Annotated in this window: 16 protein-coding genes and 1 tRNA gene; 6 read left to right on the plus strand and 11 right to left on the minus strand. The window is 64.3% G+C overall.

What is annotated here, in order from left to right; translation table 11 throughout:
• The first annotated feature begins 121 nt into the window (after nucleotides 1–121).
• The 4 genes from ACK2SD_RS04485 (at nucleotide 122) to ACK2SD_RS04500 (ending at nucleotide 4,958) form a co-directional block, all read left to right on the plus strand.
• Nucleotides 122–748: a DNA-3-methyladenine glycosylase family protein gene (locus ACK2SD_RS04485; RefSeq protein ID WP_412461463.1), complete on the plus strand. Its 627-nt coding sequence runs from the start codon at nucleotides 122–124 to the stop codon at nucleotides 746–748.
• Nucleotides 749–828: 80 nt separating this feature from the next.
• Nucleotides 829–1,890: a bifunctional DNA-binding transcriptional regulator/O6-methylguanine-DNA methyltransferase Ada gene (gene ada, locus ACK2SD_RS04490; protein WP_412461464.1), complete on the plus strand. Its 1,062-nt coding sequence runs from the start codon at nucleotides 829–831 to the stop codon at nucleotides 1,888–1,890.
• Nucleotides 1,891–1,944: 54 nt separating this feature from the next.
• Nucleotides 1,945–4,350, plus strand: a complete 2,406-nt coding sequence (locus ACK2SD_RS04495; RefSeq protein WP_412461465.1) for a DUF3772 domain-containing protein — start codon at nucleotides 1,945–1,947, stop codon at nucleotides 4,348–4,350.
• On the plus strand, nucleotides 4,347–4,958 hold the full coding sequence (locus ACK2SD_RS04500) for an SMI1/KNR4 family protein (RefSeq protein WP_412461466.1): 612 nt from the start codon (nucleotides 4,347–4,349) through the stop codon (nucleotides 4,956–4,958). Before ACK2SD_RS04495 ends, ACK2SD_RS04500 begins: the two co-directional genes overlap by 4 nt.
• A 19-nt stretch (nucleotides 4,959–4,977) precedes the next feature.
• Here ACK2SD_RS04500 and ACK2SD_RS04505 read toward each other — a convergent pair whose 3' ends face one another.
• Nucleotides 4,978–5,229, minus strand: coding sequence for a hypothetical protein (locus ACK2SD_RS04505; RefSeq protein ID WP_304484787.1), 252 nt, complete (start codon nucleotides 5,227–5,229; stop codon nucleotides 4,978–4,980).
• Nucleotides 5,230–5,646: 417 nt separating this feature from the next.
• On the opposite strand from ACK2SD_RS04505, the gene ACK2SD_RS04510 reads away from it, so the two are divergent.
• Nucleotides 5,647–5,943, plus strand: coding sequence for a DUF1778 domain-containing protein (locus tag ACK2SD_RS04510; RefSeq protein ID WP_342650521.1), 297 nt, complete (start codon nucleotides 5,647–5,649; stop codon nucleotides 5,941–5,943).
• Between the two features lie 77 nt (nucleotides 5,944–6,020).
• Here the strand turns inward: ACK2SD_RS04510 and ACK2SD_RS04515 are convergent, their stop codons facing one another.
• From ACK2SD_RS04515 to ACK2SD_RS04530, 4 genes are read right to left on the minus strand one after another with little or no spacing between them, the layout of a single operon-like run.
• The gene (locus ACK2SD_RS04515) at nucleotides 6,021–7,955 is read right to left on the minus strand and encodes an acetyl/propionyl/methylcrotonyl-CoA carboxylase subunit alpha (protein ID WP_412461467.1); all 1,935 of its coding nucleotides are present in this window, start codon (nucleotides 7,953–7,955) and stop codon (nucleotides 6,021–6,023) included.
• Entirely contained in the window at nucleotides 7,952–8,752 is an 801-nt protein-coding gene (locus ACK2SD_RS04520; protein WP_412461468.1) for a gamma-carboxygeranoyl-CoA hydratase, read from the minus strand. The genes ACK2SD_RS04515 and ACK2SD_RS04520 overlap by 4 nt, the downstream gene beginning before the upstream one ends.
• A 43-nt stretch (nucleotides 8,753–8,795) precedes the next feature.
• A complete protein-coding gene (locus ACK2SD_RS04525; RefSeq protein ID WP_412461469.1) occupies nucleotides 8,796–10,403 on the minus strand; it encodes a carboxyl transferase domain-containing protein in 1,608 nt (535 codons plus the stop codon).
• A gap of 48 nt (nucleotides 10,404–10,451) precedes the next feature.
• Complete coding sequence (locus ACK2SD_RS04530; protein WP_412461470.1) at nucleotides 10,452–11,615, minus strand: isovaleryl-CoA dehydrogenase; 1,164 nt, start codon at nucleotides 11,613–11,615, stop codon at nucleotides 10,452–10,454.
• A 254-nt stretch (nucleotides 11,616–11,869) separates the two neighbouring features.
• On the opposite strand from ACK2SD_RS04530, the gene ACK2SD_RS04535 reads away from it, so the two are divergent.
• Nucleotides 11,870–12,277, plus strand: coding sequence for a MerR family transcriptional regulator (locus ACK2SD_RS04535; RefSeq protein ID WP_412461471.1), 408 nt, complete (start codon nucleotides 11,870–11,872; stop codon nucleotides 12,275–12,277).
• 123 nt (nucleotides 12,278–12,400) lie between these two features.
• Here ACK2SD_RS04535 and ychF read toward each other — a convergent pair whose 3' ends face one another.
• From ychF to ispE, 6 genes are all read right to left on the minus strand, one after another.
• Nucleotides 12,401–13,501 carry a redox-regulated ATPase YchF gene (ychF, locus tag ACK2SD_RS04540; protein WP_029614336.1) on the minus strand — a complete coding sequence of 367 codons (1,101 nt, stop codon included), beginning with the start codon at nucleotides 13,499–13,501 and terminating at the stop codon, nucleotides 12,401–12,403.
• 22 nt (nucleotides 13,502–13,523) lie between these two features.
• Complete coding sequence (gene pth, locus ACK2SD_RS04545; RefSeq protein ID WP_295481418.1) at nucleotides 13,524–14,108, minus strand: aminoacyl-tRNA hydrolase; 585 nt, start codon at nucleotides 14,106–14,108, stop codon at nucleotides 13,524–13,526.
• A gap of 79 nt (nucleotides 14,109–14,187) precedes the next feature.
• Nucleotides 14,188–14,787, minus strand: coding sequence for a 50S ribosomal protein L25/general stress protein Ctc (locus ACK2SD_RS04550; protein WP_029614334.1), 600 nt, complete (start codon nucleotides 14,785–14,787; stop codon nucleotides 14,188–14,190).
• A gap of 121 nt (nucleotides 14,788–14,908) precedes the next feature.
• Nucleotides 14,909–15,850 (minus strand): ribose-phosphate pyrophosphokinase, encoded by a 942-nt coding sequence (locus ACK2SD_RS04555; RefSeq protein ID WP_029614333.1) that lies wholly within the window; start codon nucleotides 15,848–15,850, stop codon nucleotides 14,909–14,911.
• 47 nt (nucleotides 15,851–15,897) lie between these two features.
• Nucleotides 15,898–15,972: transfer RNA gene (locus ACK2SD_RS04560), tRNA-Gln, on the minus strand.
• A gap of 20 nt (nucleotides 15,973–15,992) precedes the next feature.
• Nucleotides 15,993–16,853, minus strand: coding sequence for a 4-(cytidine 5'-diphospho)-2-C-methyl-D-erythritol kinase (gene ispE / locus ACK2SD_RS04565; protein ID WP_412461472.1), 861 nt, complete (start codon nucleotides 16,851–16,853; stop codon nucleotides 15,993–15,995).
• Nucleotides 16,854–16,855: the final 2 nt, after the last annotated feature.

Below are 16,855 nucleotides of genomic sequence, written 5' to 3' on the forward strand. Positions count from 1 at the left end.
GGCGCGTGACGATCTGCCAGCAATGGCGCAGTGCGAATTCGCTGCGCAGGATTCGGCGATACGCTGAGCCGCGCGTGGTCTACCCTGTGGGCTTCGTCTCTGCGCCACCGGTAGCCGCCCCATGATCCACGCCGACCTTTCGCCCCAGGCTTTCGAGCAGGCCCGCGCGTTTCTCAGCGACCTGGACCCGGACTGGGCTCGGCTCGTTGCCCGCGTCGGCCCCTGCCTGCACCGCGCCAAACCCGGACGGGAACCCTTCGAGGCGTTGGTGCGCGCGGTGGCCTACCAGCAATTGCACGCCCGGGCCGCCGAGGCGATTCTCGGCCGGCTGCTGGCGCTGTACCCGAATCAACGCTTCCCCGCGCCCGAGCAACTGCTCGCGGTCGATCCGCAGGTACTGCGCGCTTGCGGGCTCTCGGCGCGCAAGCTGGCGACCATCCTGGGCATCGCCCAGGCCCGCCTGGACGGGCAAGTACCGACGTTGCAGCAAGCGCGGACGATGGCCGACGCTGCGCTGGTCGAGCGCCTGGTGAGCCTGCACGGTGTCGGCCGCTGGACCGTGGAAATGCTGCTGATCTACAGCCTTGAGCGCTCGGACATCCTGCCGGTGGATGACTTCGGCATACGCGAGGGGTACCGTCGCCTGAAGGGGCTGGAGCGCGCGCCGACGCCTGCGCAGATGCGCATGTTGGGCGAGCCGTGGCGTCCGTATCGAACCGTGGCAGCCTGGTATCTCTGGCGTGCCTGACAATAACCGAGCAAGAAGCGGAGTGCTCGCCTGAGCGGCGCCTGTCACCGTTGCAGCCAATTCCGTCAGAGGCGTCGATCATGTCTGTCATTCCCTACTGCACCGATGCTCAGCGCTGGCAGGCCGTACAGACCCGTGACCCTGCCGCGCGTGGCCACTTCGTGTATGCCGTGCGCAGCACCGGCATCCATTGCCATCCCGGTTGTCCCTCGCGCCTGGCCAAGCGCGAAAACATCGAGTTCTTCAGCGACACCGTCGCCGCCCAGGCGGCGGGCTACCGGCCTTGCAAGCGCTGCACGGCCAAGAGCGGCGAACCCGAAACCCGACGCGCTACGCTGGTGGCTCGGGCCTGCCGCCTGATCGAGTCCAGCGACAGCACCGTGCCACTCGCGCAGTTGGCTGCGCAACTGGCGGTCAGTCCCTTTCATCTGCATCGCCTGTTCAAGGCTGAAACCGGCCTCACGCCCAAGGCCTACGCCACGGCGTTTCGGGCCAGGCGACTGCGCGATGGGTTGGAGCAAGCGGGCAGCATCACCGAGGCGATCTTCGAGGCCGGCTTCAATTCCAACAGCCGGTTCTACGCCGACGCCGACCAGCGCCTGGGCATGCGCGCCCGTGACTACCGGGCCGGTGGCGCCGGAGCGTGCATTCGCTTCGCGCTGGGCCAGTGTTTTCTGGGGGCGATCCTGGTGGCGCAGAGTGAGCGGGGCATTTGCGCCATCGCGCTGGGCGATGACCCGCAGGTGCTGCTCGAACACTTGCAGGATCAGTTTCCCAAGGCCGAACTGATCGGTGGCGACAGCGCGTTCGAGCGTCTGGTGGCCGAGGTGGTGGGCTTCGTCGAACAGCCGTCGCTGGGCTTGCGCCTGCCCTTGGACGTACAGGGCACGGCCTTCCAGGAGCGGGTCTGGCAAGCCCTGCGCGAGGTACCGGCCGGCACGCAGGTGAGCTACAGCGATATCGCCGAGCGCATCGGCGCGCCCAAGGCGGTGCGTGCGGTCGCCCTGGCCTGTGCGGCCAATCGCATCGCCGTGGCCATTCCCTGCCATCGGGTGGTGCGCCGCGATGGCGATTTGAGCGGCTATCGCTGGGGCGTGGCGCGCAAACGTGCACTGCTGAAACGAGAAACGGTGCTCACCTGAGCGCGGAGGCAGCGTAGAATTCTTCGCCTATCGATTTGCATAGAGGGGAAGTCGATGAGGCATGTCAGCCTTGAGCGTTTTTATGCAGTGATCTTGGCTTTGTTGTTGTGCGTAGCGACGCCGGCCTGGTCGGCACCCGGCGATGCCCCGGCGAGCCTGGCGGCCGCCGAGCAGCAGACCCTGGACGAACACGCCAGCCTGCAGGATTTGAGCGATCGGCTCGACCAGATCCGCCAGGGCGTCACCACCAACGCCAACGACGATGTGCTGTCGCAACTGCGCCAGTCGGCCTTGCAGGTGCAGCGCCAGGCCGATGCCCTGGCCACCCAGCGCACCGCCGACGTCGCCCGTCTGGACGATCAGCTCAACGTACTCGGCCCGGTGCAGCCGGACGAGCCCGACAGCCTGACCCGCCAGCGCCAGCAACTGGACAAGCAGAAAAAGGCGCTGGTCGGCGAACAGACCGAGGCCACCCAACTGACCCAGTCGGCCCGCGACCTGTCCACGCAGATCGTCAACCTGCGCCGCAGCCTGTTCAACTCGCAGATCAGCAGCCGTGCGGCCAGCCCGCTGAGCCCGGCGTTCTGGTCGAGCTTCATTCGCCCCACCGATGAAGACGTGTCGCGCCTGCGCGACCTGCGCGGCGAAGCGGCCGATGCCGTGGCCACGGCGTTCAATGCCGAGCACCGCTGGTGGTTCATCACCTCGCTGGTGGCGGCGATTCTGGTCTGGACCCTGGTGCGCCGCGTGCTCGAACGGTTGTTGGCCGACGCCATGATCCGCTGGCTCCCCGAAGGCCGGTTGCGTCGCAGTGCCCTGGCCCTGAGCGTGGCCCTGGCCACCTTGGCGACCATTTCCGGGTCGGTGTCGCTGCTGCGCTGGGGCCTGGAAAGCAGCGCCGAGCTGGGCGCGGACCTGGCCAGCCTGACCAACCATATCCTCACCCTGGTGGTGTTCAGCGCCTTCATTTCCGGCCTGGGCCGCGCCATGCTGATGCTGCAACGGCCGTCGTGGCGCTTGCCGCCAATCCCCGACGAGGTGGCCGAAGCGCTGGCCTGGTTCCCGCAAGTGCTGGCCCTGACCCTGGTGCTGCTGCTGACCCAGGAGCGCATCAACAGCGTGATCGGCACCAGCCTGGCGCTGACCCTGGCCACCAACGGCCTGACCGCGCTGGTGGTGTCGCTGCTCTTCGTCGCGGCGCTGGTGCGCTACCGCCGCACCCGACGCCAGCACGGCCTGGAGCGCCCCGCCGGCCTGGCCGGGCTGATTCCGTTCGTGGTGGTGCTGTGGGTCATTGCGATTCTGGCGTCTCTGCTCGCCGGCTACCTGACCCTGGCCTACTTCCTCACCGCCAAGTTACTGTGGATCAGCGTGGTGGCGGTGTGCGCCTACCTGCTGGTCACGGTGTTCGGCGACCTCTGCGAAACCCTGCTGTCGCCACGTCAACCCGGCGGCGCGGCCCTGGCCTCGGCGCTCGGCCTGCAGCACCGCCATCAGGCCCAGGCCAGCACCTTGCTCGGCGGGCTGGGGCGCACGGTGATGCTGTTCATCGCCGCACTGCTGGCGTTCATGCCCTCGGGCACCAGCCCCAGCGAGCTGCTGCTGAGCCTGGCCGACTGGGACGGCAGCGGCGGCAAGCTGCTCGGCAACTTGAACATCGTGCCCCAGGACATCTTCCTGGCCCTGGCGATCTTCCTCGGCGGCCTGTTCGGCTTGCGCGTGCTCAAGCGCTGGCTGAGCGAGCGGCTGCTGCCGGAAACCGACATGGACGCCGGCATGCGCGCCTCGCTGGTGACCCTGGTCGGTTACCTGGGCTTCCTGTTCCTGGCCATGCTGGTGATGTCGACCCTGCACATCAACCTGACCAGCCTCACCTGGGTGGTCAGTGCGCTGTCGGTGGGTATCGGTTTCGGCCTGCAACAGATCGTGCAGAACTTCATCTCCGGCTTGATCCTGCTCACCGAGCGACCGGTGAAGGTCGGCGACTGGGTCAGCCTGGCCGGCGTCGAGGGCGATATCCGGCGCATCAATGTGCGCGCCACCGAGATCCAGATGTCCGATCGCTCGACGGTGATCGTGCCGAACTCGCAGTTCATTTCCCAGAACGTGCGCAACGTCACCATGGCCAACGCCCTGGGTGTGGTCGGCGTGACCCTGACCCTGCCGCTGGACACCGATGCCGGGCGGGTGCGCGAATTGCTGCTGCAAGCGTTCCAGGAACATGAAGGCATTCTCGATGCCCCGGCGCCGTCGGTGACCTTCAAGGATTTGACCGCCAGCGGCATGCTGATCAGCGCCAGCGGCTACGTGGCCAGCCCCCGCCAGGTGGGGGGCGCGCGCAGCGACCTGCTGTTCACCATTCTGGGCCGCCTGCGCGATGAAGGCATTGCGCTGTCTTCGCCGCAGAGTATGGTGCTGCTGCAAGATGCCCAAAAGCCTTCTGAGGAACCGACGACATGACGCTCGACGCCCATCAGCACAGCCTGACCCTGGCCACCGATTACCTGGCCGAAGTGCGCAAGCGCCTGGGCGAAGACGAAGCCGAGCAGTTCGTCCGCGCCCATGGCGCTTCGCCTGAAGATCTGCAGCGCCTGGTGCAACGCTACCCACAGTGCCCGCCGGCGCTGATCGGCTTGCTGCAGCAGGTGGACGGCACCCATTGGCGCGAGTATCCGGGCGGCGAAATCGCCGTACCGATCCTCGGTTCCGATGTGGTGGAGTACCCGTACTACCTGCGCTCGGTGGCGCAGATCCTCGAGGACAGCGAGGCCGCGCCGACTAGCATCGCGCAGATCTACGAGGAATATCTGGACGAAGACCCCGAGTTGCTCGGAGCCGGTATCGATGCTCAGGTGCCGCTCAGTCGACGGTTGTGCTTCGCCTACTGCATCAACAATGGCGGCACCTCGCAGTTGTACATCGACTTCGACCCGGCACCGGGCGGGGTGTCGGGGCAGGTGGTGCGCTACCTGCACGACCCTGACAGCTACAAGGTGATCGCCTCTGACTTCAACGCTTACCTGCATACGCTGCACGAGGCCGAGTTCGACTTCATCTTCGAGGACTGAGCGACGCTAAGCGCCGTGCTCAACCGCTGCGGTCGGCGAGTGCATGCTCGGCCAACAGTCGACCCAATTGCGCGCTTTGTGCGGCATTGAGCAACATCGCCGTGCCTGCTGCGCCCGCGTTGGCGCAGCAGAATTCGTCGAGGGTGTCCTCGATACCGCGCAGCAGTTGGATGAGATGGACGAGGGCGTCCGGGATCGGCAGGTTGGGTTGGAGGGTGAAGAGGGGATGTGGCCGAGTGGTGTCAGGAGGATCGGGGACGCTCTTTTTCATGGCTTTAGTCCGAGTTCGTCTCTAGAACCTGCCAGATGTGTTCCTCTCACAGAATCAGGTGGCAGCCGTACGCGGGGTGAGAGACCGGCGAACATCGGAATTCCGGCCAGGCCAAAGCCTGCCCGCGAACGGCTGCCATAACGCTGGCACGATGTATCGCCGGGCTCTCACACCCGGTCGCCAAATGACGACCTGGGGAAATTAGCCCTGCTTGCCATGTCCAACAACAGCGACGCTTCTGGAGCGGGCGTAGGATAGTTCCCAAGTAGTGGCACATGAAGATCCGCCCGAAGGCTTCAGAAAATTCCCACGCTTTCTATCGGTCACGCTTTTGGCTGTGCGGCTACAAATCTGCGTTACGCGGTTGTACCTTCCGTTGCGGCGTCCAACACGCCATTCAGGTATCAGGAGCTCTCCATGAGTGAACTGCGCAGCAAGGATCGAAGCAAATCCGTGGCGTTGAACATGCGAGTCACTGAGCATCGCCGCGCTCTTATCGATGCTGCCATTGAGATCGTGGGCGGAGATCGCACCACGTTCGTGCTCGACGCAGCGTGCAAGCGTGCCGAGCAGGTACTTCTTGAGCAACGTCAGTTTTTGCTCGAGGGGCAAACGTTCGATCAGTTCTCCAAGGCATTGGAAGAGCATCCCATCAGGAGTAACGCCTGCGTGAATAAGTTGCTAGCAAGGCCCAAGCGTTGGGACTGTCGCTGAAATAGCGGCCTTTCGATGCTCGTTGAGCGAACACGAGCGCCAATCGGCCTCCACCCGGCGCACGGCAGTCTGAAGACTCAAGGCCCTTCCTCAAGCTCGACCAGCACAGTCCCATCGGCCACCAACTCACCCTCGTTGCAATACACCGCTTTCACCCTCCCGCTGTGCGGCGCGCGAATGCTGTGCTCCATCTTCATCGCTTCGAGCAACACCAGTGCGGCGCCGGCTTCGACCTGATCGCCCGGGGCCACTAGCACCTGTACAACGCTGCCATTCATGGGCGCGCTCAGGCCGCCGGGGTGAGCGTGGCTGGCGCAGGCGGCGATGGGGTCGAAGCGGGTGATGGCGTGCAGCTCTCCCTCCCATTTCAGATACAGCGTGTCGCCCTGGCGAACGGCGGGGAGACGTTGACTCGGCTGGCCAGCCACTCGCAACTGCTCGCCCTGCAAGCGGTTCTGGCCATGGGCGCGCACGCGGCGCTCCACGCCCTGGCAGCTCAGGTGCAGTTCGATCTCGGCGCCGCCGCCGGACCGCCAGCCGGAGGTCGCCGTCCACGGTGAGTAGGTATCGTCGGCGCGGCTGCGCAGTGGCTCGCTCTGGATGAAGGCATCGGCGGCGCAGTGCCAGAAGGCGTCTGGCAGGGCTACGGGCGCAGGCAAGAGCTGCGCCTGATGCCTGGGGATGAACCCGGTGTCGAGCTCGGCACGGGCGAACGCGGGATGGCTGAGCACGCGCCTGAGGAACGCCAGGTTGGTCTTCACGCCGCCGACCAGGGTCTCATCGAGGATTGCCAGCAAGCGCAAGCGCGCCTCTTCACGGTTCTCGCCCCAAGCGATCAGTTTGCCCAGCATCGGGTCGTAGAACGGCGACACGCCGTCGCCCTGGGCCACGCCGCTGTCGATGCGCCGGCCCGGCCCCTCGGCGGCCTCGCGGTACAGCGAAAGGGTGCCGGTGGCTGGCAGGAAATCGTGATCGGGGTCTTCGGCATACAGCCGCACCTCGATGGCATGGCCGCGCAGTGGCACCTGCGCCTGCTGCAAGGGCAGCGGCTCGCCACGGGCCACGCGAATCTGCCAGGCCACCAGGTCGAGGCCGGTGATCAGTTCGGTGACCGGATGCTCGACCTGCAGGCGGGTATTCATCTCCATGAAGAAGAAATCGCCGCGTTCGTCGAGCAGAAATTCCACCGTGCCCGCACCCACATAGCCGATGGCCTGCGCGGCCTTGACCGCCGCTTCGCCCATGGCGCGGCGCAGCTCGGCGGACAAGCCCGGTGCCGGGGCTTCTTCGACCACCTTCTGATGGCGGCGCTGGATCGAGCAATCGCGCTCGTTGAGGTACAGGCAGTGGCCGTGGCGGTCGGCGAACACCTGGATTTCCACATGGCGCGGTTTGAGGACGTATTTCTCCACCAACATGCGCGCGTCGCCGAACGACGATTGCGCCTCGCGCTGCGCGCTGGCCAAAGCGTCGGCCAGTTCGGCTTCGCGCTCGACCACTTTCATGCCCTTGCCACCGCCGCCGGCCGCGGCCTTGAGCAGCACCGGATAGCCGATGCGCTGGGCCGCGGCGCGGAAGGTTTCCAGGTCTTGGGCCTCGCCGTGATAGCCCGGCACCAAGGGCACGCCGGCGCGCTCCATCAGCGCTTTGGCGGCCGATTTGCTGCCCATGGCTTCGATGGCCGAGGCGGGCGGGCCGAGGAAGAGCAGCCCGGCGTGTTCGATGGCGCGGGCAAAGCCTGCGTTTTCCGAGAGAAAGCCGTAGCCGGGATGGATCGCCTGTGCGCCGCTGGCCTTGGCCGCGTCGATGATCCTGTCGATCAACAGGTAGCTCTCGGCCGGCTTGGCGCCGCCCAGGTCCACCGCCAGATCGGCTTCACGCACATGCCGCGCGTCACGGTCGATGGCGCTGTGGACCGCCACGGTACGGATGCCCATGGCTTTGGCGGTGCGCATCACCCGGCAGGCGATTTCGCCTCGGTTGGCGATCAACAGCGTGTCGAGAAGGTTCATGGATGCGATTCCTGCCAGCTCGGTTGACGTTTTTCCAGGAAGGCATTCAAGCCCTCCTGACCTTCGGCACTGACCCGCAGTCCGGCGATGTCCGCTTCGGTGCGGGCGCGCAGATCGGCACTCAGGGCGCCACTGCCGACGTCACGCAGCAGGCGCTTGCTGACGCGCATGGCCTGGGGGCTGTTCTGCAACAGTTGGGCGATCCAGCGATGGCACTGCGCGTCCAGCTCGTCGGCAGCACAGGTAGCGGCGAGCAGGCCGAGTTCGCGCGCGCACTGGCCATCGAAACGCTCGGCGGTCAGGGCGTAGCGCCGCGTGGCGCGCTCGCCCAGCGCCTGGACGACAAAGGGGCTGATCACCGCCGGCGCCAGGCCGATACGCACTTCCGACAGCGCGAACAGGCTGTCGTGGGTGCCGATAGCCATGTCGCAGCAACTGACCAGGCCGACCGCGCCGCCGAAGGCCGCGCCTTGCACCACTGCCAGGGTCGGCATCGGCAACTCGGCGAGCCTGTACATCAGCTCGGCCAATTGGTGGGCATCGCGCAGATTGGCGTCGTAGTCGAGCCCGGCTGCCTGCTGCATCCACGCAAGGTCCGCGCCCGCGCAAAAGTGCTTGCCGCGCCCGCGCAGCAGCAGGAAGCGCAGCGAGGCGTCGGCTGCGATCAGGTCCAGGGCTTGGATCAGTTCGCCAATCATTTGCGCGTTGAAGGCGTTGTGCTTGTCCGGGCGGTTCAGCCACAGGGTGGCGAATCCGCGTGGGTCGTGTTCCAGGTGCAGGGTGGTGAAGTCGGTCATGGTCAGGCCTGTCACGTGACGAAAGGAGGGCGCCCGAGGCGCATCACATACGGAAGACGCCAAAGCGGGTCGGCTCGATCGGCGCATTGAGGCTGGCCGAGAGCGCCAGGGCGAGCACCTCGCGGGTCTGTGCCGGGTCGATCACGCCGTCATCCCAGAGCCGGGCGCTGGAATAGAAGGCATGTGCCTGCTGCTCGTACTGCTCGACGATGGGTTGCTTGAGGCGCTGCTCGTCCTCGGCCGAGTAGTGCTCGCCGCTGCGCTCGGCCTGCTCGCGTTTGACCTGCACCAACACCCCGGCCGCCTGCTGGGCGCCCATCACACCGATCTTGGCGTTGGGCCACATCCACAGGAAACGCGGGTCGTAGGCGCGTCCGCACATGCCGTAGTTCCCGGCGCCGAAGCTGCCGCCGATGATCACCGTGAACTTCGGCACCTGGGCGCAGGCCACCGCGGTGACCAGCTTGGCGCCGTGCTTGGCGATGCCGCCTTCTTCGTATTTCTTGCCGACCATGAAGCCGGTGATGTTCTGCAGGAACAGCAGCGGGATGCCACGCTGGCAGGCCAGTTCGACGAAATGGGCGCCTTTCTGCGCCGCCTCGGCGAAGAGGATGCCGTTGTTGGCCAGTATCGCCACCGGGTATCCCGCCAGTCGGGCGAAGCCGCACACCAAGGTGGTGCCGAACAGGGCCTTGAATTCATCGAACTGCGAGTCGTCGACCAGGCGTGCGATCACCTCGCGCACGTCGAAGGGCTGCTTGGGGTCTTTGGGAATCACCCCGTACAGCTCGTCGGCGGCATGGCGCGGTGCGATGGGGGCGTGCACATCGAGCTGGCCGAGCTTGCGCCAGTTCAGGTTGGCGACACTGCGTCGGGCCAGGGCCAGGGCGTGCTCGTCGTTCTCGGCATAGTGGTCGGCCACGCCGCTGGTCTTGCAGTGCACGTCGGCACCGCCCAGTTCCTCGGCGCTGACCACTTCCCCCGTGGCGGCTTTGACCAGCGGCGGGCCGGCGAGAAAGATGGTCGCCTGCTGGCGCACCATGATGGTCTCGTCGCTCATGGCCGGCACATAGGCGCCGCCGGCGGTGCACGAGCCCATGACCACGGCGATCTGTGCGATGCCCAGGGCACTGAGGTGGGCCTGATTGAAGAAAATCCGCCCGAAATGCTCGCGGTCGGGGAACACCTCGTCCTGGCGCGGCAGGTTGGCGCCGCCGGAGTCCACCAGGTAGATACACGGCAAACGGTTCTCGCGGGCGATGGCCTGGGCGCGCAGGTGTTTTTTCACGGTCAATGGGTAGTAGCTGCCGCCTTTCACCGTGGCGTCGTTGGCGACGATCATGCACTCCACGCCTTCGACGCGGCCGATGCCGGTGATCACCCCGGCGGCGGCCACCTCTTCGCCGTAGACCTCATGGGCGGCGAGCGGGCCGATCTCGAGGAACGGTGAGCCGGGATCGAGCAAGCGATTGATCCGCTCCCTGGGCAGCAGCTTGCCACGCGAGGCATGCCGCGCCTGGGCTTTCTCGCCACCGCCCTGGTGGATGCGGGCGAGCAGTCGATGCAGCTCGTCCAGTTGATCGAGCATGGCCGCGCGGTTGGCGGCGAAGTCGGGACTGCGAACGTTGATCTGGGACGTCAGGATAGCCATGTGAGCCTCGATAGCGGTGCGCCAGTGATGCTTGAGCGTGCGGCGATTTCAACGGGTCTCGTTGAATAGCTCGCGACCGATCAGCATGCGGCGGATTTCGCTGGTGCCGGCACCGATCTCGTAGAGCTTGGCATCGCGCAGCAGGCGCCCGGTGGGGAACTCGTTGATGTAGCCGTTGCCGCCGAGGATCTGGATCGCTTCCAGGGCGATCTGCGTGGCGCGCTCGGCGGTGTAGAGGATCACCCCGGCGGCATCCTTGCGCGTGGTCTCGCCACGGTCGCAGGCCTGGGCGACGGCGTAGAGGTAGGCGCGGCTGGCATTGAGCTGGGTGTACATGTCGGCGATCTTGCCCTGGATGAGCTGGAACTCGCCGATGCTCTGGCCGAACTGCTTGCGGTCGTGGATGTACGGCACCACCACGTCCATCGCGGCCTGCATGATGCCGACCGGTCCACCGGAGAGCACCACGCGTTCGTAGTCCAGACCGCTCATCAGCACGCGCACGCCGCCATTCTCCTGGCCGAGGATGTTTTCCTCGGGCACCTCGACGTCGTCGAAGAACAGTTCGCAGGTGTTGGAGCCGCGCATGCCCAACTTGTCGAACTTCTGGCTGCGGGTGAAGCCTTTCCAGTCGCGCTCGACGATGAACGCGGTGATGCCATGGGCGCCCTTGTCCAGGTCGGTCTTGGCGTAGATCACATAGGTGTTGGCATCCGGGCCATTGGTGATCCAGGTCTTGGAGCCATTGAGCACATAGCGCTCACCGCGCTTTTCGGCGCGCAGTTTCATGCTGACCACATCGGAACCGGCATTCGGCTCGCTCATGGCCAGGGCACCGACGTGCTCGCCGCTGACCAGCTTGGGCAGGTAGCGGGCTTTCTGGTCGGCATTGCCGTTGCGCTTGATCTGGTTGACGCACAGGTTGGAGTGGGCGCCGTAGGACAAGGCGACCGAAGCCGAGCCGCGGCTGATTTCTTCCATGGCGATGACGTGCGCCAGGTAGCCCATGCCGGAGCCGCCGTATTGCTCGTCGACGGTGATGCCGAGCAGCCCCATGTCACCGAACTTGCGCCACAGGTCTGCAGGGAACTGGTTTTCGGCATCGATGGCGCTGGCGCGTGGCGCCAGTTCGGCGGCGACGAAGCCCTGCACTTGCTCGCGGAGCATGTAGAGGGTTTCGCCCAGGGCGAAGTTCAGGCTGGGGTAGGTCATGGCTCACCTTGATTATTGTTCGGATGAGGGAGGGACAGACGTCGTTCGGTTTTCACCTTTACGTTAACGTAAACTTGCGGCAGAAAAGTGTCAACAGGTCGAGGTGCTTACCGCACCTCGGTGATTTGGGGGATTGGGGGGTGGTGGCATCATGCGTTGACGTTAACGTAATGAGTTGCTAGCGTCGGTCTACCGCTTTTGCGAGCCCAAGTCGCTGCGCCTGGAACTCGTGCTCTTTCTTAAAAGGATTCAACGTGGCTGCCAAGACCTACAGCATTTCCGAGCTGGCACGCGAGCTGGACGTGACCACCCGGACCATTCGCTTCTACGAAGAGCAGGGCATGCTGGCGCCGAGTCGGCGTGGCCAGGAGCGCATCTACACCCCCAAGGACCGCGTCACCCTCAAGCTGATCATGCGCGGTAAGCGCATCGGCTTTTCTCTTGCCGAATGCAAGGCGCTGATCGAGCTGTACGACCCGCAAGGTGACAACAGCAACCAGCTCACCAACATGCTGGGCAAGATCACCGAGCGGCGGATGCAACTCGATCAGCAGCTGTTGGACATTCAACAGATGCAGTTGGAGCTGGATATCGCCGAGGAGCGGTGTCGGGCGGCGTTGCAGGGTAAAAGCACGGGGCAGGAAGAAGACGGTTCGCTGTGAATCAGTGCCTTGAGCCGCGACATTTAACGCCGCACGCAAAAACCTTCAGACAAAGAAAAACCCCTGTCAGGCGTCAGCCCGACAGGGGTTCGTGGTGCGATCCGACAGGACCTGACCGCTGGCTCAGACGTTGAAGCGGAAGTGCATCACGTCGCCATCTTTGACGATGTAGTCCTTGCCTTCCAGGCGCCATTTACCGGCTTCCTTGGCTCCGGCTTCACCCTTGAACTGGATGAAGTCGTCATAGGCAACCACTTCGGCGCGGATGAAGCCTTTCTCGAAGTCGGTGTGGATCACGCCGGCAGCCTGCGGGGCGGTAGCGCCGACGCGCACGGTCCAGGCGCGAACTTCCTGCACGCCAGCGGTGAAGTAGGTCTGCAGGTTGAGCAGCTCGTAACCCGCGCGGATCACCCGGTTCAGGCCGGGCTCTTCCAGGCCCAGGGCTTCGAGGAACATGTCCTTCTCTTCGCCGTCGTCGAGCTCGGCGATCTCGGCTTCGATCTTGTTGCACACCGGCACCACCACCGCGCCTTCTTCCTCGGCGATGGCCTTGACCACGTCCAGGTGCGGGTTATTGTCGAAGCCGTCTTCGGCCACGTTGGCGATGTACATCACCGGCTTGCTGGTCAGCAGGTGGAAGCCACGCACCACGGCCTTTTCATCGGCGCTCATGTGCTTCATCAGGCTGCGCGCGGGCTTGCCTTCGGTGAAGTGCGGGATCAATTGCTCGAGGATGGCTTTCTGCGCCAGGGCTTCCTTGTCGCCGCCCTTGGCGTTGCGCGCGACTTTCTGCAACTGTTTCTCGCAGCTGTCGAGGTCGGCGAAGATCAGTTCCAGGTCGATGATCTCGATGTCGCGCTTGGGATCGACGCTGTTGGAAACGTGAATCACGTTCTCGTCTTCGAAGCAGCGCACCACGTGAGCGATGGCGTCGGTCTCGCGGATGTTGGCCAGGAACTTGTTGCCCAGGCCTTCACCCTTGGAGGCCCCGGCGACCAGGCCGGCGATGTCGACGAACTCCATGGTGGTCGGCAGGATGCGGTTGGGCTTGACGATCTCGGCCAGCGCCGCCAGGCGGGCGTCGGGCATGGGCACGATGCCGCTGTTCGGCTCGATGGTGCAGAAAGGGAAGTTCTCCGCCGCGATACCGGATTTGGTCAGGGCGTTGAACAGGGTGGACTTGCCGACGTTGGGCAGGCCGACGATGCCGCAATTGAAACCCATGGGAATTCCCCTTTCTAGAGAGTCAGGCCTTCTGGCTGTGCAGCTCGCGCATGGCCTTGGCGAAGTCGCCGGCCAGGACGTCCGGCAGCACGCCGAGGGCAAAATCGATGCTGGTGTCGAGCTTGTCCTGCTCGGCGCGCGGCGCGCGGCCCAGGACGAAGTTGGAGACCAGTTTTGCATCGCCCGGGTGGCCGATGCCAAGCCGCAGGCGGTGGAAGTCGTTCTGGTTGCCGAGCTGCGCGATGATGTCGCGCAGGCCGTTATGCCCGCCGTGGCCGCCGCCGCGCTTGAGCTTGGCGACGCCTGGGGGCAGGTCGAGTTCGTCATGCGCCACCAGGATCGCTTCCGGCTTGATGCGGAAGAAATTCGCCAGAGCCGCCACGGACTGGCCGCTGCGATTCATGTAGGTGGTGGGGATGAGCAGGCGAACGTCTTGGCCTTGATGGCTGAACTTAGCCGTCAGGCCGAAATATTTCTTGTCGACGGTCAGCGACACGCGCTGGGCGTTGGCAAGGCGTTCAACGAAAAGAGCCCCTGCGTTATGCCGGGTCTGTTCGTATTCGGGGCCGGGGTTACCCAGGCCGACGATCAACTGGATGGCGGTCACGTCAGGGACTCTTCCTTGGAGTGGCGGGGTTACAGGGCGCGCGGCACTGTAACCCGACCGACACCGGCGCGCGAGTGGATTACTCGGCAGCGCCTTCTTCTTCGGCTTCAGCGGACACGCGTGGTGCGTGAACGTTGGCGATAGCCTTGTCATCACCGTGGGCCAGTGCGACGAATTCAACGCCTTTCGGCGCTTTCAGGTCGGACAGGTGGATGATGGTGCCGATTTCAGCGTTGGCCAGGTCGACTTCGATGAACTCAGGCAGGTCTTTCGCTTCGCAGGAAACTTCGATTTCGTTTTCTACGTGGGAGACTTCACCGCCTTTCTTGACCGGCGCTTCTTCGCCGATGAAGTGAACCGGGACCTTGGCGGTCAGCTTCTGGCCAGCCACGACGCGGACGAAGTCGGCGTGCATGATGAAGCCTTTGGCTGGGTGACGCTGCAGGGCCTTGACCAGGACGTTCTGCTTCTTGCCGTCGACGTTCAGTTCCAGAACGTGGCTGAAGGCAGCCTCGTTTTCGAACAGCTTGGTGATTTCCTTGGTCAGGATGGTCAGGGACTCGGCGTCCTTGTTACCACCGTAGACAACGGCAGGGATGCTCAGCGAGTGACGCAGGCGGCGGCTCGCACCTTTCCCCAGGTCAGTACGCGCTTGGGCGTTCAGGGTGAATTCGTTCATTGTGTTTCTCCAAAATAGCCCCCCGAGGACGTTTGCGACCAGCGTCAACGGGGATGGCAAAAAAGCCCCGCCCCAACAACGGGTGTTGGGGCGGGGCGCTTTTCGTCAGCGTGCGTTCCGCTTAGCGGAACATCGCGCTGATCGATTCTTCGTTGCTGATGCGGCGGACCGCTTCAGCGACGACCGGTGCGATATCCAACTGGCGGATACGGTCACAGGCCTGAGCAGCGGCAGACAGCGGGATGGTGTTGGTCACCACCAGCTCGTCGAGTACCGACTTCTCGATGTTCTCGATCGCACGACCCGACAGTACCGGGTGAGTGCAATAGGCGTAGACTTTGGCAGCGCCGTGGTCTTTCAGGGCCTTGGCCGCGTGGCACAGGGTGCCGGCGGTGTCGACCATGTCGTCTACCAGGATGCAGGTGCGTCCTTCGACGTCGCCGATGATATGCATCACCTCGGAGTGGTTCGCTTTCTCGCGGCGTTTGTCGATGATCCCCAGATCGACGCCCAGCGACTTGGCCACGGCGCGCGCACGCACAACGCCACCGATGTCGGGGGAAACGATCATGAGGTTATCGAAACGCTGGTCTTCGATGTCGTCGACCAGTACGGGCGAGCCGTAGATGTTGTCGACGGGGATATCGAAGAACCCCTGGATCTGGTCTGCGTGCAGGTCGACGGTGAGTACACGGTCGATACCCACGACAGTGAGCATGTCAGCGACCACTTTGGCGCTGATGGCTACACGTGCCGAACGCGGACGACGGTCCTGGCGGGCGTATCCGAAGTAGGGAATCACGGCGGTGATTCGCGAAGCTGAGGAGCGGCGGAAGGCGTCGGCCATCACTACCAGTTCCATCAGATTATCGTTGGTCGGGGCGCAGGTCGGCTGAATGATAAACACGTCCTTACCGCGGACGTTCTCATTAATCTCAGTGCTGATTTCGCCGTCGGAGAACTTGCCGACAGAAACATCACCCAGTGGGATATGCAGCTGACGTACGACACGCCGAGCCAGATCGGGGTTGGCATTCCCCGTGAAGACCATCATCTTGGACACGCGCAGTACCTGAAGGCTGAGGGTAACCTGGATGAGTATAAGGAAAATGGCAGGGGCGGCTGGATTCGAACCAACGCATGGCAGGATCAAAACCTGCTGCCTTACCGCTTGGCGACGCCCCTGTATCTGTTGCTGCGAACGCTTATGCGCTCGACTTCTTGATCAGACTCTGCAGCTTGCGATGCAACATCGAAACGTTGCTTCCCTTTGCCACAAACCCTGCTTGGGTCGCTGAAATAAGGGCCAGAACTCTACCAGCTTCGGCTTTGCTTGGGAAGGCCCCAAACACACAACTTCCAGTGCCGGTCATTCGAGCTTCGGTGAATTTACCCAGTGAATTCAGCGCATTGCGAACTTCTGGATACCGTTGCTCTACCACCGGTTGGCAGTCATTTCGACTGTTTCCCTCGGGAACGGGGCGCATCTTAAGGGGGAGGGAATCACGTGTCAACTCTGGATGCGAAAAAATTTCCGCTGTGCTGACAGACACTTGCGGCACCAACACCACATACCAAGGCTCGGGCGGATCGACCGGCGTGAGCTGCTCGCCCACGCCCTGGGCGAAGGCCGCGTGCCCACGGACGAACACCGGCACATCGGCGCCCAGGGTCAAGCCGAGGGCAGCCAGACGATCGACGCTCCAATCGAGCTGCCAGAGATGGTGCAGGGCTAGAAGGGTAGTGGCGGCATCGGAACTGCCGCCACCGATGCCGCCGCCCATGGGCAGAACCTTGTCCAGCCAGATATCGGCGCCCAGGTCGCAGCCGGACTGCGCTTGCAGCGCGCGGGCGGCGCGCACGATCAGGTTGCTGTCGTGGGGCACGTGGTCGATGGCGGTGTGCAGGCGGATCTGGCCGTCGTCACGCCGCTCGAAGGTCAATTTGTCAGCGTGGTCGAGGAACTGGAACACGGTTTCCAGTTCGTGATAGCCATCGGCGCGACGCCCGGTGATGTGCAGCCACAGGTTGAGCTTGGCCGGGGCGGGCAGGGTGAGTCGGGACATCG

This window comes from Pseudomonas sp. SC11 (genome assembly GCF_047039205.1).
GTDB lineage: Bacteria > Pseudomonadota > Gammaproteobacteria > Pseudomonadales > Pseudomonadaceae > Aquipseudomonas > Aquipseudomonas boreofloridensis.